Annotated in this window: 17 protein-coding genes; 7 read left to right on the top strand and 10 right to left on the bottom strand. The window is 62.9% G+C overall.

The annotated features are described in order from the left end of the window. Nucleotides 1-68 precede the first annotated feature (68 nt). Nucleotides 69-1706: a phosphoglucomutase (alpha-D-glucose-1,6-bisphosphate-dependent) gene (gene pgm / locus AA098_RS11860; RefSeq protein WP_003247749.1), complete on the bottom strand. Its 1638-nt coding sequence runs from the start codon at nt 1704-1706 to the stop codon at nt 69-71. 173 nt (nt 1707-1879) lie between these two features. Here pgm and AA098_RS11855 point away from each other — a divergent pair, with 173 nt between their 5' ends. Both AA098_RS11855 and AA098_RS11850 read left to right on the top strand, forming a co-directional pair. Then, nucleotides 1880-2527, top strand: a complete 648-nt coding sequence (locus AA098_RS11855; RefSeq protein WP_003247748.1) for a DUF1345 domain-containing protein — start codon at nt 1880-1882, stop codon at nt 2525-2527. Between the two features lie 275 nt (nt 2528-2802). Then, nucleotides 2803-3063, top strand: a complete 261-nt coding sequence (locus tag AA098_RS11850) for a DUF1652 domain-containing protein (RefSeq protein ID WP_003247746.1) — start codon at nt 2803-2805, stop codon at nt 3061-3063. Nucleotides 3064-3114: 51 nt separating this feature from the next. Here AA098_RS11850 and AA098_RS11845 read toward each other — a convergent pair whose 3' ends face one another. The 6 genes from AA098_RS11845 to tpx form a co-directional block, all read right to left on the bottom strand. After that, nucleotides 3115-5202, bottom strand: a complete 2088-nt coding sequence (locus tag AA098_RS11845) for a bifunctional diguanylate cyclase/phosphodiesterase (protein ID WP_064614243.1) — start codon at nt 5200-5202, stop codon at nt 3115-3117. Nucleotides 5203-5331: 129 nt separating this feature from the next. Then, nucleotides 5332-6822, bottom strand: coding sequence for an efflux transporter outer membrane subunit (locus AA098_RS11840; protein ID WP_012052084.1), 1491 nt, complete (start codon nt 6820-6822; stop codon nt 5332-5334). Beyond that, entirely contained in the window at nt 6819-9926 is a 3108-nt protein-coding gene (locus AA098_RS11835; protein WP_003247741.1) for an efflux RND transporter permease subunit, read from the bottom strand. The genes AA098_RS11840 and AA098_RS11835 overlap by 4 nt, the downstream gene beginning before the upstream one ends. Beyond that, nucleotides 9923-13021: an MdtB/MuxB family multidrug efflux RND transporter permease subunit gene (locus AA098_RS11830; RefSeq protein ID WP_060538453.1), complete on the bottom strand. Its 3099-nt coding sequence runs from the start codon at nt 13019-13021 to the stop codon at nt 9923-9925. The genes AA098_RS11835 and AA098_RS11830 overlap by 4 nt, the downstream gene beginning before the upstream one ends. After that, complete coding sequence (locus tag AA098_RS11825) at nt 13018-14325, bottom strand: MdtA/MuxA family multidrug efflux RND transporter periplasmic adaptor subunit (RefSeq protein ID WP_004575283.1); 1308 nt, start codon at nt 14323-14325, stop codon at nt 13018-13020. The genes AA098_RS11830 and AA098_RS11825 overlap by 4 nt, the downstream gene beginning before the upstream one ends. 347 nt (nt 14326-14672) lie before the next feature. Next, nucleotides 14673-15173, bottom strand: a complete 501-nt coding sequence (gene tpx, locus AA098_RS11820) for a thiol peroxidase (protein ID WP_003247734.1) — start codon at nt 15171-15173, stop codon at nt 14673-14675. 300 nt (nt 15174-15473) lie between these two features. Here tpx and AA098_RS11815 point away from each other — a divergent pair, with 300 nt between their 5' ends. Beyond that, entirely contained in the window at nt 15474-16661 is a 1188-nt protein-coding gene (locus AA098_RS11815; RefSeq protein WP_064614242.1) for an MFS transporter, read from the top strand. Nucleotides 16662-16732: 71 nt separating this feature from the next. Here AA098_RS11815 and AA098_RS11810 read toward each other — a convergent pair whose 3' ends face one another. From AA098_RS11810 to AA098_RS11800, 3 genes are all read right to left on the bottom strand, one after another. Then, the gene (locus AA098_RS11810; RefSeq protein ID WP_012052080.1) at nt 16733-18013 is read right to left on the bottom strand and encodes a serine/threonine transporter; all 1281 of its coding nucleotides are present in this window, start codon (nt 18011-18013) and stop codon (nt 16733-16735) included. A 372-nt stretch (nt 18014-18385) separates the two neighbouring features. Beyond that, nucleotides 18386-19582 carry an amino acid aminotransferase gene (locus AA098_RS11805; protein ID WP_064614241.1) on the bottom strand — a complete coding sequence of 399 codons (1197 nt, stop codon included), beginning with the start codon at nt 19580-19582 and terminating at the stop codon, nt 18386-18388. Between the two features lie 220 nt (nt 19583-19802). Further along, complete coding sequence (locus AA098_RS11800) at nt 19803-20828, bottom strand: Ldh family oxidoreductase (RefSeq protein WP_003247726.1); 1026 nt, start codon at nt 20826-20828, stop codon at nt 19803-19805. Between the two features lie 142 nt (nt 20829-20970). Between AA098_RS11800 and AA098_RS11795 the strand changes: the two genes are divergently transcribed. The 4 genes from AA098_RS11795 to AA098_RS11780 all read left to right on the top strand — a co-directional run bounded on the left by AA098_RS11795 (nt 20971) and on the right by AA098_RS11780 (nt 24198). Then, nucleotides 20971-21843, top strand: coding sequence for a MurR/RpiR family transcriptional regulator (locus tag AA098_RS11795; RefSeq protein WP_004575280.1), 873 nt, complete (start codon nt 20971-20973; stop codon nt 21841-21843). Nucleotides 21844-21865: 22 nt separating this feature from the next. After that, nucleotides 21866-22618, top strand: coding sequence for a transporter substrate-binding domain-containing protein (locus AA098_RS11790; protein WP_003247722.1), 753 nt, complete (start codon nt 21866-21868; stop codon nt 22616-22618). 153 nt (nt 22619-22771) lie between these two features. Further along, a complete protein-coding gene (locus AA098_RS11785) occupies nt 22772-23491 on the top strand; it encodes an ABC transporter permease (protein ID WP_003247720.1) in 720 nt (239 codons plus the stop codon). Beyond that, entirely contained in the window at nt 23488-24198 is a 711-nt protein-coding gene (locus AA098_RS11780; RefSeq protein WP_003247716.1) for an ABC transporter permease, read from the top strand. Before AA098_RS11785 ends, AA098_RS11780 begins: the two co-directional genes overlap by 4 nt. The last annotated feature ends 9 nt before the right edge of the window (nt 24199-24207 follow it).

The following is a 24207-nucleotide window of genomic DNA, read 5'->3' as shown; positions in this document are numbered from 1 at the left end:
CTGCGGCGGGGTAAATAAGATTAATTCTAATTTACATCACACCACAGAACCAAGCGGTTTGTTACCGGTCAGGCAATTGCTTCATCGACCAGCACTTGTGCTTCCTGCACCAGACGCTGCAAATGCGCCTCGTCGATGAAGCTTTCAGCGTAGATCTTGTAGATGTCTTCAGTACCCGACGGGCGCGCGGCGAACCAGCCATTGGCCGTCATCACCTTAAGCCCGCCAATCGCCTGGCCATTACCTGGGGCGTGGCTGAGGATCTGCACGATCGGCTCACCGGCCAGTTCGGTCGACTTCACCTGCTCCGGCGCCAGCTTGCTCAGCAACGCCTTCTGCCGCGCATCGGCCTTGGCCTCGACACGGGTGGCGAACGGCTTGCCCAGCGCGTCGGTCAGGTCGGCATAAGCCTGGCTCGGGTTACGCCCGGTACGGGCGGTCATTTCGGCGGCCAGCAAGGCCGGGATCAACCCGTCCTTGTCGGTGGCCCACACCGAGCCATCGCGGCGCAGGAACGAAGCCCCTGCACTTTCTTCGCCACCAAAACCGAGCGAACCGTCGAACAGGCCCTGGGCGAAGAACTTGAAGCCCACCGGCACCTCATACAGATCGCGGCCCAGGCGTTGGGTAACGCGGTCGATCAGGCCGCTGGAGACCACGGTCTTGCCCACGGCGGCGTCGGTGCGCCACTGCGGACGGTGGCGGAACAGGTAGTCGATGGCCACGGCGAGGTAGTTGTTGGGTTGCAGCAGGCCGTCAGGGGTGACGATGCCGTGGCGGTCGTGGTCCGGGTCGCAGGCGAAGGCCACGTCAAAGCGCTCGCGCAGGCCTATCAGGCCCTGCATGGCATACGGTGAGGAAGGGTCCATGCGGATCTGGCCGTCCCAGTCGACGGTCATGAAGCGGAAGGTCGGGTCGACCTCGGTGTTCACCACTTCCAGGTCCAGCTGGTAGTGCTTGGCAATGGCCGACCAGTAGCGTACCCCTGCCCCGCCCAGCGGGTCGACGCCCAGGCGCAACCCGGCGCCACGGATGACATCGAAATCGATGACGTTTTCCAGGTCGGCCACATAGTTGCTGACGTAATCGTGGCGGTGGGTGGTCGGCGCCTGCAGCGCCTGGGCATGGTCCATGCGCTTGACGCCCGCCAGGTTAGCCGCCAGCAGCTCGTTGGCCTTGCCCTCGATCCACTTGGTCACGTCGCTGTCGGCCGGGCCGCCGTTGGGCGGGTTGTACTTGAAGCCACCGCTTTGCGGCGGGTTGTGCGACGGGGTGATGACAATACCGTCAGCCAGGCCCTGCGTACGGCCACGGTTGTGGCAGAGGATGGCGTGGGAAACCGCCGGCGTCGGCGTGTATTCGTCATCCTTGGACAGCATCACCTGCACGCCGTTGGCGGCCAGCACTTCCAGGGCGCTGGCGGTCGCCGGCGCTGACAGGGCGTGGGTATCGGCGCCGATGAACAGCGGGCCATCGATGCCTTTTTCCTGGCGGTACAGGCAAATCGCCTGGCTAATGGCCAGGACGTGATACTCGTTGAAACTCAATTCAAGCGAACTGCCCCGGTGCCCCGAGGTGCCGAAGGCCACGCGCTGGGCCGCCACGGCAGCGTCTGGGCGGCCCGTGTAATAGGCGGTAAGCAGCCGGGGAATATCGACCAGCACGCTGGCCGGAGCCGGCTTGCCTGCCAAAGGACTGAGCGTCATGCAAAAACCTCGAGTTCAACGGATGTTGGTGTTGGAACGTGCAGTGTACTGAGAGTTGCAATGCCGTGCGATGGGGGACTCAAAGAAACCCCAGGCCCTGCAGGGTATTGCGCCTCCCACCCAACCCTATGACGGTCTAGAGTACAAGCCATACCCCTTGTGAATGAGGCCCCATGGCTTTCCATCGCCTGACCCGCACACACCCCCGCCTGAGCCTCGCCGCTGCAGTCGGCCTCGCTGGCGCCTGGCTGATCCCCGCCGGTGATACCGTGCAGCACATCCTCGCTGGCTGGAACCTGGGGGTGTGGCTGTACCTGCTGCTGGTGCTCTACCTGAGCTGGACAGCCAGCCCGGAAAAGGTCCGCAAAGTCGCCGGCGTCGAAGACGAGAACGCAGGCCTGGTCCTGCTGACCGTGTGCATCGCCGCCATCGCCAGCCTTGCCGCGGTCACCCTGCAACTGGTCTCCAGCCGCGGCCTGCAAGGCACGGCCCTGGCCGTGCACTATCTCTACACCGGCCTGACCGTCGCCGGTTCCTGGCTGCTGATCGGCTGCATATTCACCCTGCACTACGCCCGCCTGTTCTACACCGGGCAAAACCACGAACCCCCACTGCGCTTCGCTGATGGCGAGCGCAACCCGGATTACTGGGACTTCCACTACTTCTCGTTCACCATCAGCGTGGCGGTGCAAACCTCGGACGTGGGCGTCGCCGGGCGTGGGTTGCGGCGGGTGGTGCTGGCGCATTCGTTGGTGGGCTTCGTGTTCAATACGGCGATTCTGGGGTTCACTATCAACATCGCTGCCGGGTTGCTGGGTTAAGCAAGCCGCTCGTCTGAAAAACCTGCGCGTCGAACGTAAGCGAACGCCACGAAACCCGATGGTTACCTGACACCTTGCGGTCGGGAAAACGTTTGCCCATGCAGCCAGCCCACACACTTCACCCATGACAAGGGTGTGACCGCTGTCATGCATTCGCACATTTGTCGTACTTGCAACCGATAATCGCGCGTAGCAGGTGCTATCTTTAGTTTCCCGGCGGCCGCATCGATGTGGCCACCCGCTCATCACGTCCAGGTACGGACAAGGAGGCTGGCATGAACAAGATGACGTTCCCCAACGCCTGCCAGGTGATGCGCTGGCATTTCCATCCGTTGGGTTTCGAGGCCAGCATGGATGCGCCACGCAGCATGGTTGCGCGGCTGTTCGACCGCGCCAGCGGTGAAACCCTGCTGGCGATTGCGGGCATCCCCTGTGCAGCGATCATGGCCGCCGCCGATGTAGAGCGCATCATCGAGGCCGTCGAGGCGGAAATGGATGCCTTCATTCCCGCCTTTACCTTGCGCGATGCAGTCTAGGCTCTGTTTTCAACGCAGCCTCACCGAGTATCAAGGCTCTTCATACAGCGCCTAGCCCGCAGCAGTGAGTTCCGGGCCCATGGCCTGCAACTTGCTCATGAACTGCTCGGCCGGCACGGGCTGGCCCAGCAGGTAGCCCTGCAACGAATCACACCCCAGACGGGTCAGGAAGTCCTGCTGCTTGTCGGTTTCAACCCCCTCGGCAACGATACGCAGGCCTAACGCCTGGCCCAGCGCGACAATTGCCGAAACAATCGCTGCATCGTCACTGTCCTGCTCCAGGTCGCGTACGAAACCGCGGTCGATTTTCAGCTCGTTGGCTGGCAGGCGCTTGAGGTACATCAGGCTGGAATAGCCCGTACCAAAGTCATCAATGGACAAGTCCACGCCCATGTCGGACAGGCGCTGCAGCACGGTCAGGCTGGCATCGGCATCGTGCATGGCGGTGGTTTCGGTAATTTCCAGTGTCAGGCAGTTGGCTGGCAAGCCGTTCTGCTGCAGGGCGCGGGCCACGCTGTCGACCAGACCGGCATGGCAGAACTGGATGGCCGACAGGTTCACCGCCATGCGCCAGCCATGGTGCCCCTGGTCTAGCCACTGACGCATCTGACGGCAGGCCTCAGTGAGTACCCACTCACCAATGGGGATGATCAGGCCGGTCTTTTCTGCCAGGCCGATGAAGCGGTCAGGCAGCAGCAGGCCCTGCTGCGGGTGCTCCCAGCGCAGCAATGCTTCGGCACCGATCGGCTGGCAGGCCTGGGCGTCGAACTTGGGCTGATAATGCAAGCGGAACTGGCGCTGCTCAAGCGCCAGGCGCAAGTCCTGCAGCAGCTGCAACTGCTGGCGCGCGTTGCTGTTCATCGACACATCGAAGAAGCTGTAACCGTTCTTGCCGGCGCTCTTGGCATGGTACATGGCAGCGTCGGCGTTACGCAGCAACTCATGCTGGTCCTGGCCATTGCCCGGGTACAGAACGATGCCCAGGCTCGCCGACAGTTGCAGGTCGTGCTCGGCCACGCGGAAAGGCCGGGACACCAGGTTGACCTGCTTGACCGCCACGTCCATGGCATCGTTCGGCTCCTGCAGTTCCACCAGCAGCACGAATTCGTCGCCGCCAATCCGTGCCAGCGTGTCCTGGCTGTGCAGGTGGCCGCGCAGGCGGGCCGCCACCGCTTTGAGCAGAAGGTCACCGATATGATGGCCAAAGGCATCGTTGACGGGTTTGAAGCCGTCCAGATCAATGAACATCAGGGCAAAACAACCGCCCTGCTCCGCCACTTTGGCAATGGCCTGTTCGATGCGGTCCGCCAGCAGGGTACGGTTGGGCAGATCGGTGAGGGTGTCGTGCAAGGCCAGTTGGGTCAGTTCCTGGTTGGCCAAGGTCAGCGAACGGGCCAACTCGGCAGTACGTGCCTCGAGACGCGCGTCCAGCACCGAAGTCAGCAAAGCCACTGCCAGTACTGCCAGCGTGGTGATCAGCACCAGGTAAACCAGGCTGTCCCCCTGCAACCCGCCCCCCAGCGCGCCGCAGAAGCTGCCCTCGGGGAAGTTTGCCGCTGCCATGCCGGTGTAATGCATGCCCACGATGGCAACGCCCATGACCACCGCCGCCAGGCCGCGGATCTGCCGTATATAGGGTGTGTGTGTGCGCAGGCGGAAGGCAATCCACAATGCCGCCGCCGAGGCGCCTACGGCAATCAGCAACGAAGCGCCGAACAACGTCGGGTCGTAATCGATGCCCGGCAGCATGCGCAGGGCAGCCATGCCGGTGTAGTGCATGCAAGCGATACCGGCGCCCATGATCAGCGCGCCAAACCCCAACTGCGGCGCTGGCAGGCTCGGCTGGCTGACCAGCCACAAGGCAAAGCCCGAGGACAGCACAGCGATCAGCAGCGAAAACGCGGTCAGGGCCAGGTCGTACCCCAAGTCGATGGGCAAGCTGAAGGCAAGCATGCCAATGAAGTGCATCGACCACACGCCGATGCCCATGGCCAACGCACCGCCGCCCATCCACAGGCAGGCAGCGCGGCCCTTGGCCGTGGCGATGCGGCCGGTCAGGTCAAGGGCGGTATAGGATGCCAGGATCGCCACGCACAGCGAAATCAACACCAGCGAAGAGGAGTAGCTACCGGTCAGCATTGAGAGTTCCAGCGCCGGGACAGGGGGCCCGACAAAAGCTGACGATTGTACTCAAGCTTAAGCGAAACGCACGGGGTTTTTGCGAATGGGAATGGATCCAATAACCGCAGTCTACCCCTCTGCGTTCGGTCAATTCTGCTCGGCAAACGCCTGTTCTGCATCCCAGCCGCCGCCCAACGCAGCCACCAGTTGCACACTGGCCACCAGGCGCCCTTGCAGCAGGTTCAGCACGCTGCGCTCGTTGCTCAGCGCCGTGGTTTGCACGTTGACCACATCCAGATAGCCGATCAGCCCGGCACGGTACTGGTTTTCGGTCAGGCGCAACGACTCACGGGCGGCGTCAAGCGCCTCTTGGCGCACCACGGCTTCATCGCCATACACCTTCAGTTGAACCAGCAGGTTTTCCACTTCCTTGAAGCCGTCCAGCACGGTCTGGCGGTACTGCGCCACCGTCTGGTCATACACGGCCACCGTGCGGTCGACCTCGGCGCTGCGTTTGCCGGCGTCGAACAGGGTCAGCGCCAACTGCGGGCCTACCGACCAGTAGCGGTTGGGCAGCTCGATCCAGTTGCTGAAGCTGCTGCTGGAATAACCACCACTCATGCTCAGGCTGAGGTCCGGGAAGTAGGCTGCCCGCGACACCCCGATGTTGGCGTTGGCCGCCATCACGTTGCGTTCGGCTGCCGCGATGTCCGGGCGCCGCTCCAGCAGCTGCGAAGGCAGCGAAACCGGTATTTGCGGCAACGCGGGAATCGCCTTGCTGTCGGCCAGGGCGAAGTCGGCAGGCGTCTTGCCCAGCAGCACGGCGATGGCGTTTTCGAACTGCGCACGCTGCCAGATCAGGTCAATCAGGTCAGCCTGGGTGCTTTTGAGCTGCGTACGGGCCTGGGCCACGGCATCCGGGCCGGCGACACCGGCGCGGTACTGGTTTTCGTTCATTCGCAGCGAGCGCTCATAAGCCGCCACGGTGGCTTCCAGCAAGCGCTTCTGCTCATCGATCACCCGCAATTGCAGGTAGTTCTGCACCAGCTCCGACTGTTGGCTCAAGCGGATCGACGCAAGGTCGGCGAAACTCGCTTCGGCACTGGCCTCGTTGGCATTCAGGGTTTCGCGCAGCTTGCCCCACAGGTCGATCTCCCAGCTCACGCCCAACTGCGCGTTGTAGGTGTTGCGAATGCCGCTGCTGTTATTGGACAGGCTGGAACTGGAGCTGCCGGTGCCCTGCGCCGAACGGTTCTTGCTGGCGCTCAGGTCCAGGCTGGGGAACAGCGCCGCACGGCTGCTGCGCACCAGCGCCTGGGCCTGGCGGTACTGGGCTTCTGATTGCGCCACGGTCTGGTTGCTGCGGTTAAGCTCTTCGACCAGCGCGTTGAGCCCGGCATCACCGTAGATTTCCCACCAGGCGCCACGGGCGATGGCGTCGGACGGCGAGGCCTGGGTCCAACCTTCGGCGTGCTTGAACTGCGCCGCCGTGCTGTTCAGCTCGGGGCGGTGGTAGTCCGGGCTCAGGGTACAGGCACTGAGCAAGGCCACGCACAACCCGGCACCAAGCAGGCGCGAGCCACGGCCACGGGTCAGTGCCTGCAGGGCACGGTGAAGTGGGGTCTGGGCAAAAGTCATAGCGGGGTTTCCAGGGCGGCGTCGGTGCGCACGCCGCGCCAACGGTTGAAACGGTGGCGCAGGCGGTCCAGGTACAGGTAAACCACCGGCGTCGTATAAAGGGTGAGGATCTGGCTGAACACCAGGCCACCGATGATGGTCAGGCCCAGCGGCTGACGCATTTCTGCGCCTTCAGCCTGGCTCAGCAGCAACGGCAATGCGCCAAGGATCGCTGCCAGGGTGGTCATCAGGATCGGCCGCAGGCGCAGCAGGCAGGCCCGGCGAATCGACTCTTCCGGCGAAAAGCCCTGATGGCGCTCCAGCTGCAAGGCCAGGTCGATCATCAGGATGGCATTCTTTTTCACCACCCCGATCAACAGGAACAGCCCCAGCAACGAGATCAGGCTGAACTCGCCACCGGTGACGTACAGCGCCAGCAAGGCACCGACGCCCGCCGAAGGCAGTGTCGAGAGAATGGTCAGCGGGTGAATGTAGCTTTCATACAGAATACCCAGCACCAGGTACACCAGCAGCAGTGCGCCAAGGATCATGAATGGCTGGCCCTGCTGGGTCTGGGCAAAGGCATCGGCAGTGCCGCCGAGCTTGGCAATCACCTCCTCGGGCAGGCCCAGTTTGGCTACCGCGCGCTCCAGTGCCGCCATGGCCTGGTCGGGGCTGTAGCCCTCGGCGACGTCGAAGGCGATGTCTTCCGAAGCGAACTGGCCTTCGTGGCTGACCCGGTCGTTGGCCAGGCTGTTCTCGTAGTGGGCGATGGTCGACAGCGGCACCCGGGCGCCGTCGGCAGTGATCACCTGCACTTGCTCCAGCGTGCTCGGGTCCCAGGCGTATTTTGGGTTGATCTCGAGCACCACCTGGTACTGGTTGAGGCTGTCGTAGATGGTGGAGATCTGCCGCTGGCTGTAGGCGTTGTTCAGTACTGCGGTGACCATGTCCATGTCGATGCCCAGGCGCTTGGCCTGGTCACGGTCGACCACCAGCGTCACCTGTTGGGTACCGGCACCATCGCGGGCGTCAATGGCGGTCAGCTCAGGCAGTGCACGCAGCGCCGCGACCACCTTGGGGAACCATTCGCGCAACGCCGCCAGGTCGCCACTTTGCAGGGTATACAGGTACTGAGAGGAGGTCTGGTCACGCCCACCGCCCCCCAGTTGCAGGTCCTGGTCGGCCATCAGGAACAGGCGCCCGCCGGGCACTTTGGGCAGCTCCTTGCGCAGGCGTTCGATCACCTTCTGCGCATCGATCTTGCGCTCGCTGATCGGTTTCAGGCGCACCAGCACCATGGCGTTGTTGGTACCGCTGTTGCCACCGATGAAACCGGCAACGCTCTGTACTGCCGGGTCGGCCAGCAAGGCGCGGCGGTAGATTTCCATCTTCGGCTGCATCACCGTGAACGACAGGCCGTCGTCACCCCGGATGAAGCCCATCAACTGGCCGGTATCCTGCTGGGGTATCAGCGTCTTGGGCACCACCACGTACAGGGCGATGTTGATGCCGATGGTGGCCAACAGGCTGAGCAGGGTCAGGCGCTTGTGGCGCAGGGCCCAGCCCAGGCTGCGGTCATAGGCAGCAACCATGCGCTGATGCAGCTTGTCGCTCCAGCGCTGCAGGCGTGTCTGCTGGGCCTGGTGCGGCTTGAGCCAGCGGGCGCAGAGCATCGGTGTAAGGGTGAGCGACACCACCAGCGAGACGATGATCGCCGCCGCCAGGGTGATGGAAAACTCCTGGAACAGGTTGCGCACGATGCCGCCCATGAACAGGATGGAGACGAACACCGCCACCAGCGACACGTTCATCGACAGCAAGGTGAAGCCCACCTCCTTGGCGCCCAGGAAGGCCGCCTTCATCGGTGGCTGGCCGTTCTCGATGTGCCTGGAGATGTTTTCCAGCACCACGATGGCATCGTCCACCACCAGCCCGGTGGCAAGGATCAGCGCCATCAGCGACAGGTTGTTGAGCGAGAAACCGCACACGTACATGACTGCGAACGTCCCCACCAGCGATACCGGCACCGCCAGGCTGGGGATCAGCGAGGCGCGCAGGCTGCCGAGGAACAGGTAGACCACCAGGATCACCAGCACCACGGCGATCAGCAGGGTGTGCTCGGCCTCTTTGAGGGTAGCCTTGATCACGGGCGAGCGGTCCATGGCCACGTTCAGTTGCACGCTGGCGGGCAGCAACGACTGCAATGCCGGTAGCTGCGCCTTGATCTGGTCGACCGTTTCGATGATGTTGGCGCCGCTCTGGCGGTTGACCACCAGCAACACCGCTGCCTGGTCGTTGAAGAAGCCGCTGTTGTAACGGTTTTCAACGCCGTCGGTGACAGTCGCCACGTCAGACAGGCGCAGAATGGTGCCGTTCTGCTGGCGAATCACCACCGGCTCGTAATCCTTGGCGCTTTCCAGCTGGTCGTTGGCCCGCACCTGCCAGTTGCGCTCGGTGTCCTCGACAAAGCCCATGGGCCGGCGCTGGTTGGCGTTGGACACGGCCGTGCGCACTTCGTCCAGCGACAGGTTGTACTGGTTGAGCAGTTGCGGCTCGACGGCAATACGCACGGCCGGCAGCGAACTGCCGCCGATCTGCACCTCCCCTACCCCCGATACCTGAGCCAGGCTCTGTGAAAGGATGGTGTCGGCCAGGTCATACAGCTGGCCCTTCTGCAACACATCCGAGGTCAGCGACAGCACCATGATCGGCGCCTGCGACGGGTTGATCTTCTTGTAGGTGGGCATGCTACGCATGCCACTGGGCAGCAGGTTGCGGGTAGCGTTGATCGCCGCTTGCACCTCACGGGCTGCGCCATCGATGTCACGGCCCATCTCGAAGCCGATGATTACCCGTGTCGACCCCTGGTTGGAGCTGCTGGTGAGCGTGGTGACGCCGGCAATGCTGCCCAGCTTGCGTTCCAGCGGTGTGGCCACGGTGGACGCCATGACCTCGGGGCTGGCACCAGAGAGGTTCGCCGACACCACGATCACCGGGAAGTCCATTTGCGGCAGTGGCGCCACCGGTAGCAAGCCAAAGCTGACCCCACCCAGCAGCATGATTGCCAGGCTCAACAGCATGGTCGCCACCGGGCGACGGATGAAAGGCCCAGACAGGTTCATGCCTGGGCCTGCTTCACGTCAGTGGCCGGGCGCAGGCGGCGGGCCAGGCGATCGAAGTACAGGTAGATGACCGGGGTGGTGAACAGCGTCAGCACCTGGCTGACCAGCAACCCGCCGACCATCACCAGGCCCAGTGGCTGGCGCAGTTCGGCACCGGAACCGGTGGCAAGCATCAGCGGCACCGCACCAAACAGCGCGGCCAGGGTGGTCATCAGGATCGGCCGGAAGCGCAGCAGCGCCGCCTGGTAGATGGCATCACGCGGGCTCATGCCCTGGTGGCGCTCGGCCTCCAGGGCGAAGTCGATCATCATGATCGCGTTCTTCTTGACGATACCGATCAGCAGGATGATGCCGATGATAGCGATCATGCCCAGGTCGTTACCGCTGATGAGCAAAGCCAGCAAGGCACCGACCGCCGCCGACGGCAGGGTCGAGAGGATGGTGATCGGGTGGATGTAGCTTTCGTACAGCACCCCCAGCACGATGTACATGGTCACCACCGCCGCCAGAATCAGCAGCAAGGTGCTCGACAACGATGCCTGGAAGGCCTCGGCCGCACCCTGGAAGCGGGTTTGCACACCCAGCGGCATGCCGATGTCCTGCTGCACCTGCTCGATCACCTGCACGGCTTCGCCCAGCGACGCGCCGTGAGCCAGGTTGAACGACAAGGTCACTGCCGGGAACTGGCCGATGTGAGAAATAGCCAGCTGGGCTTGACGCTGCTCGATCCGCGCCAGCGCCGAAAGGCGCACCTGGCCGCCATCGGTGGCCTTGACGTGGATCGACTCCAGCGCCTGCGGGCCGATCGTGGCGGCGTCCTTGGACTGCAACACCACGCGGTACTGGCTGGCCTGAGTGTAGATGGTCGAGATCTGCCGCTGGCCGAAGGCGTCGTACAGGGCATTGGTGATCTGCGACACGCTGATCCCCAGGCGGCTGGCCATGTCACGGTCGATGACCAGGTACACCTGCAAGCCCTTGTCCTGCAGGTCGCTGGCCACATCGGCCAGTTCCGGGCGCTGCTGCAGCGCCTGCACCAGCTTGCCACTCCACTGCGCCAGCAGGTCGGCGTCCGGCGACGACAGGCTGAACTGATACTGGGTCCGGCTGACCCGGTCCTCGATGCTCAGGTCTTGCACCGGCTGCATGAACAGGCGGATGCCCACCAGCCGGTCGACCTGCGGCTGCAGGCGGCTGATCACTTCGCTGGCGCTGACATCGCGCTCGCCGTGGGGCTTGAGGTTGATCAGCAGGCGACCACTGTTGAGCGTGGCGTTGTCGCCGTCTACGCCAATGTAGGACGACAGGCTTTGCACGGCCGGGTCTTGCAGGATGACCTTGCTCAGGGCCTGCTGACGTTCGCTCATGGCGGCGAACGAGGTGGACTGAGGCGCTTCGGAAATACCCTGGATCACCCCCGTGTCCTGCACCGGGAAGAAGCCCTTGGGCACGACCATGTACAGAAACACCGTGAGCACCAGGCTGGCCACCGCCACCAGCAAGGTCAGCGGCTGATGCTTGAGCACCCACTGCAGGGCACTGCCGTAGTGCTTGATCAGCCAGTCGATCCAGGCGCCACTGGCACGGTAGAAGCGGCCTTGTTCTTCTTCCTTGGGCTCGCGCTTGAGCAGACGCGCGCACATCATCGGTGTCAGGGTCAGGGACACCACCAGGGAAATCAGAATGGCGACTGCCAGCGTGATGGCGAACTCGCGGAACAGGCGACCGACCACGTCCGCCATGAACAGCAACGGGATCAGGACCGCAATCAGCGAGAAGGTCAGCGAAATCAGGGTGAAGCCAATCTGTCGGGCGCCCTTGAGCGCCGCCTGCATGGGCGTCTCGCCCTCTTCGATATGCCGGGAGATGTTCTCCAGCATGACGATGGCATCATCGACCACAAAGCCGGTGGCGATGGTCAGGGCCATGAGTGTCAGGTTGTTGACCGAGAACCCGGCCAGGTACATGACCCCGAACGTCCCGATCAGCGACAGTGGCACGGCAATCGACGGAATGAGGGTGGCGCTGAAGCGGCGCAAGAAGACGAAGGTGACCATCACCACCAGAACGATGGCGATCAGCAGTTCGTGCTGCACGTCCTTGACCGCGGCACGAATGGTCTGGGTGCGGTCGGTCAGCACCGAGACATCGAGGCCGGCCGGCAGGTTGTCGGTGATCGACGGCAGTAGGCCCTTGATGCGGTCGACCACTTCGATCACGTTGGCGCCCGGCTGACGCTGGATGTTCAGCAGCACAGCATGGTTCTCGTTCGCCCAGGCGGCCAGCCGCTCGTTCTCGGCGCCGTCGACGATTTCGGCCACATCTTTCAGGCGCAGCGGCGCACCGTTGTTGTAGGCCAGGATCAGGTTGGCGTATTCCTCGGGAGAACGCAGCTGGTCGTTGGCATCGAGCATCGACACCCGGGTCGGGCCGTCGAAGTTGCCTTTGGGCTGGTTGACGTTGGAGGCACCGATCAGCGTGCGCACGTCATCCAGATTCAAGCCATTGGCCGCCAGGGCGTCGACGTTGACCTTGATGCGTACCGCCTGGCGCTGGCCACCGGCAATGCTGACCATGCCCACGCCGCTGATTTGCGCCAGCTTTTGCGCCACGCGGGTATCGACCAGGTCGTTGAGCTTGGGTAGCGGCATGGTCTTGCTGGAGATGGCCAGGGTCAGCACCGGGGTGTCGGCCGGGTTGACCTTGTTGTACACCGGCGGTGCCGGCAGGTCACTGGGCAGCAGGTTGCTGGCGGCGTTGATCGCGGCCTGCACCTGTTGCTCGGCAACGTCCATGTTCATGTCGAGGTTGAAACGCAAGGTCAGCACCGACGCGCCGCCAGAACTGGTCGAGGCCATCTGTTCCAGGCCCGGCATCTGGCCGAACTGGCGCTCCAGTGGCGCGGTGACAGCGCTGGTCATCACCTGCGGACTGGCGCCGGGGTACAGGGTCATGACGCGAATGGTCGGGTAATCCACCTGCGGCAAGGCGGAAACCGGCAGCAACTTGTAGGCGATCAGGCCAGCCAGCACGATGGCCAGCATGCTCAGCGTGGTGGCGACCGGGCGCAGGATGAACAGGCGCGAGAGGTTCATGCGCCCGCCTTGCCTGCTGCGTTGCCAGGTTGTGCTTCATCTGTTTGCGCCGCGCCCTTGGTTTCCTGCCCTTGCAGGTGCTGGCCCGGGGTGGTCGGCACTTGCGAGCTGTCTTCGACCACTTCCACCTGGGTGCCTTCGCGCAGGCGGTCGGTGCCTTCCAGCACCAGGCGGTCGCCAGCCTTCAAGCCGTCGAGAATGACGCTGTTCTCGCCATCGCTGGCGCCCACCTTGAGCTTGCGGACATTGACGGTGCTCTTCTCGTTGACCACATAGGCAAAGGTGCCATCGTTGCCAAACTGGATGGCCGCGGCCGGGGCCATGACCACCTGTTTGAGGGTGTCGGCCAGCAAGCGCACGTTGACGAACTGGTTGGGGAACAGGGCCAGGTCCTTGTTCTCGAAACGGCCTTTGAACTTCAGCGTGCCGGTGGTGGTGTCGATCTGGTTGTCGATGCTGCCCAGCACACCGGTGGACTGCAGCTTGCTGTCACCGCGGTCCCAGGCCTCGACCGGCAGGCTGGCGCCACTGCGGTAGCGCTCCAGCACAGTGCTCAGTTCGGTTTCCGGCAGGGTGAAGGCGACGTTGATCGGCTCGGTTTGGGTGATGACTACCAGCGCGGTGGTGTCGTTGGCGGCCACCAGGTTGCCCAGATCGAGCTGGCGCAGGCCCACACGGCCACTGATCGGCGCACGGATCTGGGTGAAATCGAGGTTCAGGCGGGCGTCGTTGACCTGTGCCTGATTGGTCTTGACCAGCCCCTGGAACTGCGCAACCTGGGCTTGGGCAGTGTCCAGGGTTTGCTTGGCGATGCTGTCTTCGGCGTACAGGCCTTTATAGCGGGCCAGGTCGACCTGAGCATTCTTCAACTGCGCCTGGTTCTGCGCCAAGGTGCCTTCGGCCTGCTGCAGGGCGATGCGATAAGGGCGCGGGTCGATTTCGGCCAGCAGGTCGCCAGCCTTGACGCGCTGGCCTTCCTTGAAGTGGATGTTCACCAGTTCGCCAGCCACGCGGCTGCGCACATTGACCGTATTGGTCGCGGTGACCGTGCCCAAGGCTTTGTAGTAGAGGGGGAAGTCGCCTGTCCGCACCGGCACGACACGTACGGGTACCGGGTCACTGGAGCCGCCAAAACCTGGGCGGCCGCCGATCATGCCCATGCCCTTGCCACCGCGCATGCCACTGGCTTCTTTATGCGCAGGCGTCGCTGCGGGCCACAGCCACCAGGCCAGTGCAGCCACCAGCAGCAGGATCAGCAGGCCGACGAGCCAGCGACGAAGGGAACGGGAATTGGACGCTTGCATGGGTTGAACGAACCTTGTTCGGAATGACGACTTGGGGAGGATGAACGATAAGCACTGCCATCGTTTTAGCAAAGGGCCTTTACCAGAGGTTTACCTTTGCCTGACGTTGCCAAGCGGCGGAATTTTAAATGAAAACGGCCCGGAACGTGTTCCGGGCCGTTACAGGGTGTTGCTTGGAGCGGTGGCGGGCCTGAAGGTTCGGTTGCCTGGTCTGGCCCCTTCGCGGGTGAACCCGCTCCTACGGGGATGTCACAGCCGTTGAAACCTGTGCCGCACGTTGTAGGAGCGGGTTTACCCGCGAAGAGGCCATCACAGGCTACAGACGCCCGCCCTGCCCCACGCAATCCTTACTTCAGTACAGCCAGCGCCGCGTCGTAGTTCGGCTCGTCAGCAATTTCGCCAACCAGTTCGCTGTGCAGCACCTTGTCGTTCTCGTCCAGCACCACCACGGCGCGGGCGGCCAGGCCGGCCAGCGGGCCGTCGGCGATGGCTACGCCGTAGTTTTCGAGGAACTCGCGGCCACGCAGGGTCGACAGGTTCTTCACGTTGTCCAGCCCTTCAGTGCCGCAGAAGCGTGCCTGGGCGAACGGCAGGTCAGCCGAGATGCACAGCACCACGGTGTTGGCAACGTCGTTGGCCTGGGCGTTGAACTTGCGCACCGAGGTGGCGCAGGTTGGGGTATCGACGCTTGGGAAGATATTCAGCACCTTGCGCTTGCCGGCGTAGTCTTTCAGCGACTTGTCAGCCAGGCCTTCACCTACCAGGGAGAAAGCCGGAGCCTGGGCGCCGGCCTGTGGCAGGTTACCGTTGACCTGTACCGGGTTGCCTTTGAGAGTCACTTGAGCCATGACGAAATCCTTATGCGGGGTTTGAAAAGGACACTGAGTTAAGCATGAAGGCAGCCGGGTGCCTATGGGGGCAGGTGAAATTGTTCCATTGCCGGACGATTTTTGTGGACAAAAAATGCCGATAGCCGCGGTTACGGCCAGTGGCCTCACCGTTGCCGAACGCCCATCCCGGCCTCTCCCTACAATTCCTACACCTCTATCGGAAGTTTCGCTACCAAGCTCACCTTGTACATCTTTAGCGTACTGATTTACTGGATGACGAAAGCTATTTCTTGCAGTTCCAATCGAGGAGTTAATGGCATGAACCACCCCGCTGGTTCGCTTCGGCGCCACCTGTGCTCGACATTGCTGATTTTGTTATGTCTGCTGGGTGTGTTTCCTCTGGACGTGATCCTCCCATCATTCCCTGCGCTCTCAGATGAGTTTCGGGTCGACACAAAACAGATTGCGTACTCAGTGAGCTTTTTTGCTGTCGGTGTGGCCATGGCGCAAATCGTGATCGGCCCACTGTCGGATGGCATCGGGCGCAAGCGTTTGTTGCTCGCTGGGTTGAGCGTATCCATTGTGGGGGCGCTCGGTTGCGTAGTTTCAACCCATTATGAAACGTTCATGGCCTTTCGCTTGGTGCAGGCCCTGGGTTGCGGCAGCCTCGTGCTAGGCCAGGCGCTTGTGCAGGACCTCTACAGCGGTACACAACGCAATGCCATGCGCATCCTGTTAACAAGCACGAGCGGGTTGTTCATCTCCCTGTCACCGCTGGCAGGTGCCTTTCTTCAACAGTCGTTTGGCTGGAAGGCAAGCTTTACGGTATTCGTGATCATCGCTGCAATCGTTTCACTTCTATCGTGTGTGCTGCTCCATGACGCACCTGCGTCGCATGACCGGGCGCCAAGCATGTCCAGTTATCGGGTGATGCTGCGAGACACGGACTATCTCGCGCATTCCATGCTCTCCAGCCTCGCCTTTGCCTGCCATTTTTCCTTTATCGTCATAGCGCCCTTGCTGCTGATGGGCAGGCTGGAGCTGACGGCCTATCAATTCTCTCTGGTCTTTATCGGCTATGGGTTGGCATACATCGTCGGCGGCATGGCTGCGACCTACCTGAACAGTCGCGTAAGCCCGCAAGCTCAAATAAAAGCAGGCTTGCTGCTTATAAGTACGGCGGGCATCACCCTTTTGATGTGGGAATGGGTAGCAGGTTTATCTGTGCTGGGTGTTCTGCTGCCGATGATTGTCTGTACCACCGGGACAACCCTGGTACGCCCCGCCGCAACGACCCAGGCTTTGGCGCGCTATCCGCGTCAGGCAGGTGCGGCAGCGTCGCTCAATACGACATTGCTGTTCGCCGGCGCCGGTTTGACGAGCACTCTGGTCGCAGGCTTAGAAAGCGCGCTAACGGCGGGCTTGGGCGTGCTGTTCGTGGTGGCCAGCCTGTGCGGAGGGTGGCTGCTTGCATGCACCAAGGACGATGGAATGCAACGCTGCTGAAACCTTGATCAGGCAAAAAAATGCCCGGGTGGCGACAAGCGACCCGGGCATTCTTGAATGAAACGGGTGAATCAGCTTACAAGGCCGTACACCACCGAAGTCAGCGCAACCAGGCCGACCACAACGACGAACACGTTGGAGGCCGCACCGCTGTACTTGCGCATCGATGGCACACGGCGAATGGCGTACATCGGCATCAGGAACAACAGCACCGCGAGAATCGGGCCGCCGAGCGACTCGATCATGCCGAGAATGCTTGGGTTGAGGGTGGCAACGATCCAGCAGACTACCAGCATCAGTGCGGCAACCACGCGGTCCAGGGCCTTGGCGCCTGGGCGCGCACCGGTCTTGGCGATGATGCCCTTCAGGCCTTCGCTGGCACCGATATAGTGGCCGAGGAACGACTTGGCGATGGCCACGAAGGCGATCAACGGCGCAGCGAACGCGATGGTCGGGTTGCTGAAGTGGTTGGCCAGGTACGACAGGATCGACAGGTTCTGCGCCTTGGCTTCGGCCAGCTGGGCGCTGCTCAGGGTGAGCACGCAGCTGAACACGAAGAACAGCACCATCACCACCATCAGCAGGTGGGCACGACGCAGGATCTGGCCGCTGCGCTCATCGGCGTGCTCGCCGTAACGGCGCTTCTGGTCGACGGCAAAGGCCGAGATGATCGGCGAATGGTTGAACGAGAACACCATCACCGGAATGGCCAGCCACAGGGTGTGCAGGAAGGCCGAGGCCGGCGGCACCTCTGTGGCGCTGTCGAGAATGCCACCGGTCCAGTGCGGCACCAGGTACAGGCCCAGCAACGCCAGCGCAACGATGAACGGGTAGACCAGCAGGCTCATGACCTTAACCGTGGCCTGCTCCCCGCAGCGCACGATGGCCAGCAGGCCGAGGATCAGCACGAATGACAGGATTGCCCGTGGCGGCGGCTGCATGTGCAGCTGGTGTTCCATGAAGCTGGACACGGTGTTGGTCAGCGCCACGCTGTAGATAAGCAGAATCGGGAAGATGGCGAAGAAGTACAGCACGGTGATCGAGGCACCGGCGGTGATGCCGAAATGCTCCTTGACCACTTCGGTGATGTCGCTGCCATCGCGCCCGGAAAGGACGAAGCGGGTCAGCCCGCGATGGGCGAAATAGGTCATCGGGAAGGCCAGCACGGCCAGGATCAACAGCGGCCAGAAGCCGCCAAGGCCGGCGTTGATCGGCAGGAACAGTGTCCCGGCGCCGATGGCTGTGCCGAACAGGCCCAGCATCCAGGTGGTGTCGTGACGCGCCCAAGTGCCGAGGGCTGCGGGGGTCGATTCTGCAAAGCGTTGTTCAACGCTTGGGGCCTGCTCATTCATTCCGGGTGAAGCTCCACTCGCAAGACTGCAACAGGCTGAGAATGGCGAAATAGACGTTTCGCCCAACTCAACCGGAAAAGAGGGGCGCGATTGTGCACGGAAAGGTTGCACTTGCGAAGCCCTTTTCCGAGGAGCGGTTGCACTTGTCTTTACAAGTGGAAGGCATTGCTGGTGTCGTTCGGTGGAATGTCGCGGCCTTGGGGCCTGTGGGAGCGGCCTGTGGGAGCGGCCTTGCGTCGCGAAAGGGCCGCAAAGCGGCCCCAGCAATGTCAGCGGCATAGCTGCAATCGTGGCCCCTTTCGCGACGCAAGGCCGCTCCCACAAAGTCCAACCGCGCCCCACAGGAGGGGCCGCAGCTGGTCCCTTGGCGAGTTACTTCTGAACGGCAGCGAACGCTTCGGCAACCCGTTGCAGGTTGGCCGGGCGCAGGCCGGACATGCACACACGGCCGCTGTCGATCAGGTACACGCCGAACTCGTCACGCAGGCGACGTACCTGCTCGAAGCTAAAGCCGGTGTAGCTGAACATGCCGCGCTGGCGCAGGAAGAACTGGAAGTCCTGGCCCGGCAGCAGCACGGCCAGGGCATCGACCAACGCCTGGCGCATGTCGAGGATACGCTTGCGCATCACTTCGACTTCTTCGGCCCACTGGGCATTCAGGCCAGCATCGCTCAGTACGCCAGCAACCAGCTGGGCGCCGAAGTTGGGCGGGCTGGAGTAGTTGCGGCGCACGGTGGCCTTCAGCTGGCCAAGCACGCTCTGGGCAGTGGCCTCGTCATCGCACACCACCGACAGGCCGCCCACCCGCTCGCCATACAGCGAGAAGATTTTCGAGAAGGAGTTGCTGACCAGGCACGGCACGCCGGCACGGGCCATTTCGCGGATAGCGTAGGCGTCTTCTACCAAGCCTTCGGCGAAGCCTTGATAAGCGATGTCGAGGAACGGGATCAGCTGGCGCGCCTTGACCACTTCGACCACTTGTTGCCACTGGTGCTGCTGCAGATCGGCACCGGTAGGGTTGTGGCAGCACGGGTGCAGCAGCACCACGCTGTTGGCCGGCAGGCTCTGCAAGGTGGCCAGCATGCCGTCAAAGTCCACGCCGCGGGTGGCCTGGTCGAAGTACGGGTAGGTGTGCACCTTGAAGCCTGCACCTTCGAAGATGGCGCGGTGGTTGTCCCAGGTCGGGTTGCTGACCCAGACTTCGGACTGCGGGAAGTAGCGCTTGAGGAAGTCGGCACCAACCTTCAGGGCGCCGGAGCCACCCACGGTCTGTACGGTGGCCACCCGGCCGCCGGTCACGGCCGGGTGATCAGCACCGAACAGCAGCGCCTGGATGGCTTGGCGGTAGCTGGCCAGGCCTTCCATCGGCAGGTACAGGGAGGCTTCGTGGTCCTGACCGGCAATGCGTTTTTCCACCGCATCCACCGCCGCCAGTTGCGGCACCACGCCGGCCTCATCGTAGTACAGGCCAATACTCAGGTTGACCTTGTCGGCGCGCGGGTCGGCCTTGAAGGTTTCCATCAACGAGAGGATCGGGTCGCCGGCATAGGCATCGACATGTTTGAACACAGCGTGCAGCTCCTTGGATCAGGACGGTACGGAAAGTCAGCCCTGAGCATACCCGCAGAGCGGGCTCAGGAACATCCACTATTGTGCAAGGTTGTCTATGCAACATTGCATGGCTGGAAATTCGTGCTGGATTCTTCGCGGGTAAACCCGCTCCTACGGGTTCAGCGCACAGCCTGGGAACAGCTCAGGCACCTGTGGGTTTACCCGCGAAGGGGCCAGATCAGCCAAGCAGCTCTTTCAGGCCTTGCAACTCCTGCTCGGTCACCGCCACCCCCTCCTCCTCGGCCACCTCGCGCTCACGGTAGCGCCGCTCGCCCGGCATGCGCGTCAGCCCCACCGCCTGCATGTGCTCCACCAGCTCGCGGCTGCGCTGGGCAAAGCGCTCGCCCTCGGCCTTGCCTGGGTCGATGACGATGATCAACTGCCCGGTCCATGGCGTTTTCGCCCCCGGATGCCCGGACCAATCGAACTCCCAGGAGAAATGACCGCCGGTCAGCGCCGCCGCCAGCAGCTCGACCATCATCGACAACGCCGAGCCCTTGTGCCCGCCAAATGGCAGCAGGGCGCCGCCTTCCAGGATCGCCTTCGGGTCGGTGGTCGGCTGGCCATCGGCATCCACCCCCATGCCCTCCGGCAATTGCTGGCCGGCGCGCGCGGCAATCTGCACATCGCCATGGGCCATGGCACTGGTGGCCATGTCGAAAACGATCGGGTCATGCTCGGCGCAAGGCGCAGCAAAAGCGATGGGGTTGGTACCGAACAGCGGCTTGCGCGCACCATGCGGCACCACGCAGGTCATGCTGTTGACCACGCTAAGGGCTACCAGGCCCTCTTCGGCGAACGGCTCGACATCCGGCCATAGCGCGGCGAAGTGGTGCGAGTTGTGGATCGCCAGCACGGCAATGCCTGCGTTGCGCGCCTTCGCCACCAACAGCTCACGGGCCGCCGCCAGTGCTGGCTGGGCAAAACCGCCCGCAGCATCGACACGCACATAGCCGGCGGCCACGTCGCTGACCTGTGGCGTGGCCTGGCCATCGACCCAGCCGCTGGCCAAGGTCGAGACATAACCGGGCATGCGGAACACCCCATGGCTATGGGCGCCATCACGCTGGGCGCTGGCGCAGTTGTGGGCCAGCACCCGGGCCACGGCCTCGCTGCACCCATGGCGCTGGAAAATGGCCTGCAACAGGCTTTGCAGCTCGGTAAAAGGCACGCGCACAACGGTGCTGGTGGAAGGTGCGGACATCTGAAGCTCCTTGTTGATTTTGGAATGGCTACAGCGTTGCAACGACAAAAACTTTCCTTCATGTGACAGCAATCTGTCAAATGTTGACTTGATGACAGAAAACATTCATTTTCTTCCCAAGCCTCACCCCTGGAGCCGCAGCATGAGCCAACTGATCAAGCAACGCCTGGAAAACAGCCTCGAAGGGGCCGCTGCCTCGGGTCGCAAGATCGCCACCTACATGCTTGCCAACCTGCACGAACTGCCGTTCCAGACCTCGGCCAGCATTGCCGCCAAGCTGGGCGTCAGCGAATCCAGCGTCGGGCGCTACTGTCGCTCACTGGGTTATGCCCACCTCAAGGCGCTTAAGCAAGACCTGCAGAACGATCTGGGCGATGGCCCGTGGCTGGTAGGCGATCGTCTGCAAGATTACCGCCAGAACCAGGACGCCAGCGACAACGCCGGCAGCCTGGAGCTGGAAATCGCCGCCCTGGTGCGCGTACACGAATACCGCCAGAGCCCCGCCTGGCACACCGTGGCGCAACGCCTGGCGAGCACACCGCGGGTGTTCATCGCCGGTTTCCAGACCGAGCGCGGCATCGCCATGTGCATGAGCCACCTGCTGCAATACCTGCGCGATGGTGTGCAACTGGTGGACATCAGCGCCGGGCACTTCGGCGAAGTGCTGCTGGGCCGCGCCGAAGACAGCGCCCTAGTGGTGTTCGAGGCGCGCCGTTATTCCCGCCATGCCCTGATGCTGTGCCAGAAGGCGCGCGAGGCTGGCATTGCGGTCACCCTGGTGACCGACACCTTCTGTGACTGGGCGGATGCCAATGCCGACGAGGTGTTCCGCATCCCCACCGAGTTCAACCTGTTCTGGGAATCCACCTCGACGATGCTGTCGTGGGTGCATCTGATGGTCAACGAGGTCTGCAAGAAGCTCGGACCGGATGTTGAAAAACGCTTGGAAGCAACTGCCGCTCTACATAACGAATTCGTCGGCTACACCTCGTGGTCGACGGGCAAACAACAATAGCAAGAGTGCAATGAGGTGCGAGATGAACAAGTCCATGGCCTTGCTGGGTGCGTGCGCCCTGCTGCTGGCGGGTGCCGCCAGCGCTGAAACCCTGCGGTTCGCCACCGAGGGTGCCTACCCGCCCTTCAACTATGTAGACGCCGATAACAAGCTGCATGGCTTCGATGTCGACATCACCCATGCCCTGTGCGAACAGATGAAAGTCGAATGCACGCTGGTGGCGCAGGACTGGGAAGGCATCATCCCCGCCCTGATGGCGCGCAAGTATGACGCGATAGTGGCATCGATGATCGACACCGAAGAGCGACGCAAGAAGATCGCCTTCACCGAGCACTACTACCGCACGCCCCTGACCGTGGCGGTTGCCAAGGACAGCAAGATCGACAGCGCCCAGACCGACTTTGTCGGCTACACCGTCGGTGCGCAGTCTTCCTCTACCCAGGCCATCTACGCCGAAGACGTGTACGGCAAGGCCGGTGCCGACGTGAAACTGTACCCGACCATGGACGAAGCCAACGCAGACCTGGCGGCCGGCCGCCTGGACGGCGTGATTGCCGACAAATTCCCGCTGCACGAGTGGATGAACAAGAACGGCGGGGATTGCTGCAAGATCCTTGGCGACGTGGCCGACACCAAGGCCGATGCCGCGATCGCTGTGCGCAAGGACGACGAAGCCCTGCGCCAGCGCCTGAATACCGCGCTGCAACAGATTGTGGCCAACGGCACCTACCAGAAGATCGCCAGCAAGTACTTTGCTTTCGATATCTACAACTGATCTTCAGGAAGTTGTGCGCCCCCCCTGTGGGAGCGGCCTTGCGTAGCGGCCCCGGCAATCTCTGCAGTTGCATAAACCCTGGGCCGCTACGCAGCCCGTTCGCGACGCAAGGCCGCTCCCACAAGGCCGCATAACCTGCCCAAGAGGTTCGTCATGCTCGATCAATTGTCCTTGCTGTCTTTCGCCAGCGGAGGCTGGGGCCAGGCGTTGCTGGCCGGCGCGCTGGTTACCGTTTCCCTGGCCTTGGCCTGCCTGCCCATCGGCCTGCCACTGGGCCTGGTGGTCGCCCTGGCGGCGCGCTCACGCAAACGCCTGCCACGGGCCTGGGCCACCACTTTTTCCACTGTCTTCCGCGGCCTGCCCGAGCTGCTGACGTTGCTGATCATCTATTACGGCTGCCAGATCGCCGCGCAGAAGATCCTCGCCGCCATGGGCTACCAAGGTGAGTTCCTCATCAACACCTTCCTCGCCGCGATGATCGCCTTCAGCCTGGTGTTCGCCGCGTTTTCCAGCGAGATCTGGCTGGCCGCCTTCAAGACCCTGCCCAAGGGCCAGCTGGAAGCCTGCTCGGCGCTTGGGCTTAGCAAGCGCACCGGTTTCTTCAAGGTGCTGCTGCCGCAACTGACCCGCATCGCCCTGCCCGGCTTGTCCAACAACTGGCTGTCGCTGCTCAAGGACACCTCGCTGGTGTCGACCATCTCGCTGGTCGACCTGATGCGCCAGACCAACCTGGCGGTCAGCGTAACCAAGGAGCCGATGTTCTTCTACGGCGTCGCCTGCCTGGGCTACCTGCTGTTCGCGGCACTGTCCGGGCGCGTGTTCGCCTACATCGAACGGCGCAGCAACCGCCACCTGCAAGGAGCACGCGCATGAGCTTCGATCAACTGCTGGCAATGGTGCTTGACCCCGACCTGCTGGAACGCTACGGCCCGCGCTTCATCGACGGCCTGCTGGTAACCGCCAAGCTGGTGGCGATTTCCTTCAGCCTGGGTGCTGTGCTCGGCCTTCTGCTGGCCCTTGCCCGCCTGTCTCGCAGCCTGGTACTGCAGCGCATGGCAGCCGGCTACGTGTACTTCTTCCGCGGTTCGCCGCTGCTGGCGCAATTGTTCCTGCTGTATTACGGCCTGGGTTCGCTCAAGGGCTTCTGGCAGGACGTCGGCCTGTGGTGGTTCTTCCGGGATGCGTGGTTTTGCACCTTGCTGGCGTTCACCCTGAACACTGCCGCCTACCAGGCCGAGATCTTCCGCGGCAGCCTGATGGCGGTTGCGCCTGGCCAGCATGAAGCGGCGCGGGCGCTGAACCTGAAGCGCTCGACCACGTTCTTCAAGGTGATATTGCCGCAGTCGCTGCTGGTGGCCATTGGCCCGTTGGGCAACGAACTGATCCTGATGATCAAGGCCAGCGCGATCGCCTCGCTGGTGACGATCTACGACCTGATGGGCGTGACCAAACTGGCCTTCTCGCGCAGTTTCGACTTCCAGATCTACCTGTGGGCCGCCGTGCTCTACCTGGTGATCGTCGAACTGGTGCGGCGCCTGTTGAAACACCTGGAAGCCCGCCTGGGCCGCCACCTGAACTGACCGAAGGAT

It is taken from the genome of Pseudomonas sp. JY-Q (assembly GCF_001655295.1).
GTDB classification, from domain to species: Bacteria; Pseudomonadota; Gammaproteobacteria; order Pseudomonadales; family Pseudomonadaceae; genus Aquipseudomonas; species Aquipseudomonas alloputida.
This window is presented reverse-complemented; position numbering and strand designations above follow the sequence as displayed.

Coding starts and splice junctions, on each gene's coding strand:
- AA098_RS11800 (WP_003247726.1), bottom strand. CDS start 20,828: ATGTCCGCACCTTCCACCAGCACCGTTGTGCGCGTGCCTTTTACCGAG.
- AA098_RS11845 (WP_064614243.1), bottom strand. CDS start 5,202: ATGCTGACCGGTAGCTACTCCTCTTCGCTGGTGTTGATTTCGCTGTGC.
- AA098_RS11830 (WP_060538453.1), bottom strand. CDS start 13,021: ATGAACCTCTCGCGCCTGTTCATCCTGCGCCCGGTCGCCACCACGCTG.
- AA098_RS11825 (WP_004575283.1), bottom strand. CDS start 14,325: ATGCAAGCGTCCAATTCCCGTTCCCTTCGTCGCTGGCTCGTCGGCCTG.
- AA098_RS11815 (WP_064614242.1), top strand. CDS start 15,474: ATGAACCACCCCGCTGGTTCGCTTCGGCGCCACCTGTGCTCGACATTG.
- AA098_RS11780 (WP_003247716.1), top strand. CDS start 23,488: ATGAGCTTCGATCAACTGCTGGCAATGGTGCTTGACCCCGACCTGCTG.
- AA098_RS11840 (WP_012052084.1), bottom strand. CDS start 6,822: ATGACTTTTGCCCAGACCCCACTTCACCGTGCCCTGCAGGCACTGACC.
- AA098_RS11850 (WP_003247746.1), top strand. CDS start 2,803: ATGAACAAGATGACGTTCCCCAACGCCTGCCAGGTGATGCGCTGGCAT.
- tpx (WP_003247734.1), bottom strand. CDS start 15,173: ATGGCTCAAGTGACTCTCAAAGGCAACCCGGTACAGGTCAACGGTAAC.
- AA098_RS11855 (WP_003247748.1), top strand. CDS start 1,880: ATGGCTTTCCATCGCCTGACCCGCACACACCCCCGCCTGAGCCTCGCC.
- pgm (WP_003247749.1), bottom strand. CDS start 1,706: ATGACGCTCAGTCCTTTGGCAGGCAAGCCGGCTCCGGCCAGCGTGCTG.
- AA098_RS11790 (WP_003247722.1), top strand. CDS start 21,866: ATGAACAAGTCCATGGCCTTGCTGGGTGCGTGCGCCCTGCTGCTGGCG.
- AA098_RS11785 (WP_003247720.1), top strand. CDS start 22,772: ATGCTCGATCAATTGTCCTTGCTGTCTTTCGCCAGCGGAGGCTGGGGC.
- AA098_RS11835 (WP_003247741.1), bottom strand. CDS start 9,926: ATGAACCTGTCTGGGCCTTTCATCCGTCGCCCGGTGGCGACCATGCTG.
- AA098_RS11795 (WP_004575280.1), top strand. CDS start 20,971: ATGAGCCAACTGATCAAGCAACGCCTGGAAAACAGCCTCGAAGGGGCC.
- AA098_RS11810 (WP_012052080.1), bottom strand. CDS start 18,013: ATGAATGAGCAGGCCCCAAGCGTTGAACAACGCTTTGCAGAATCGACC.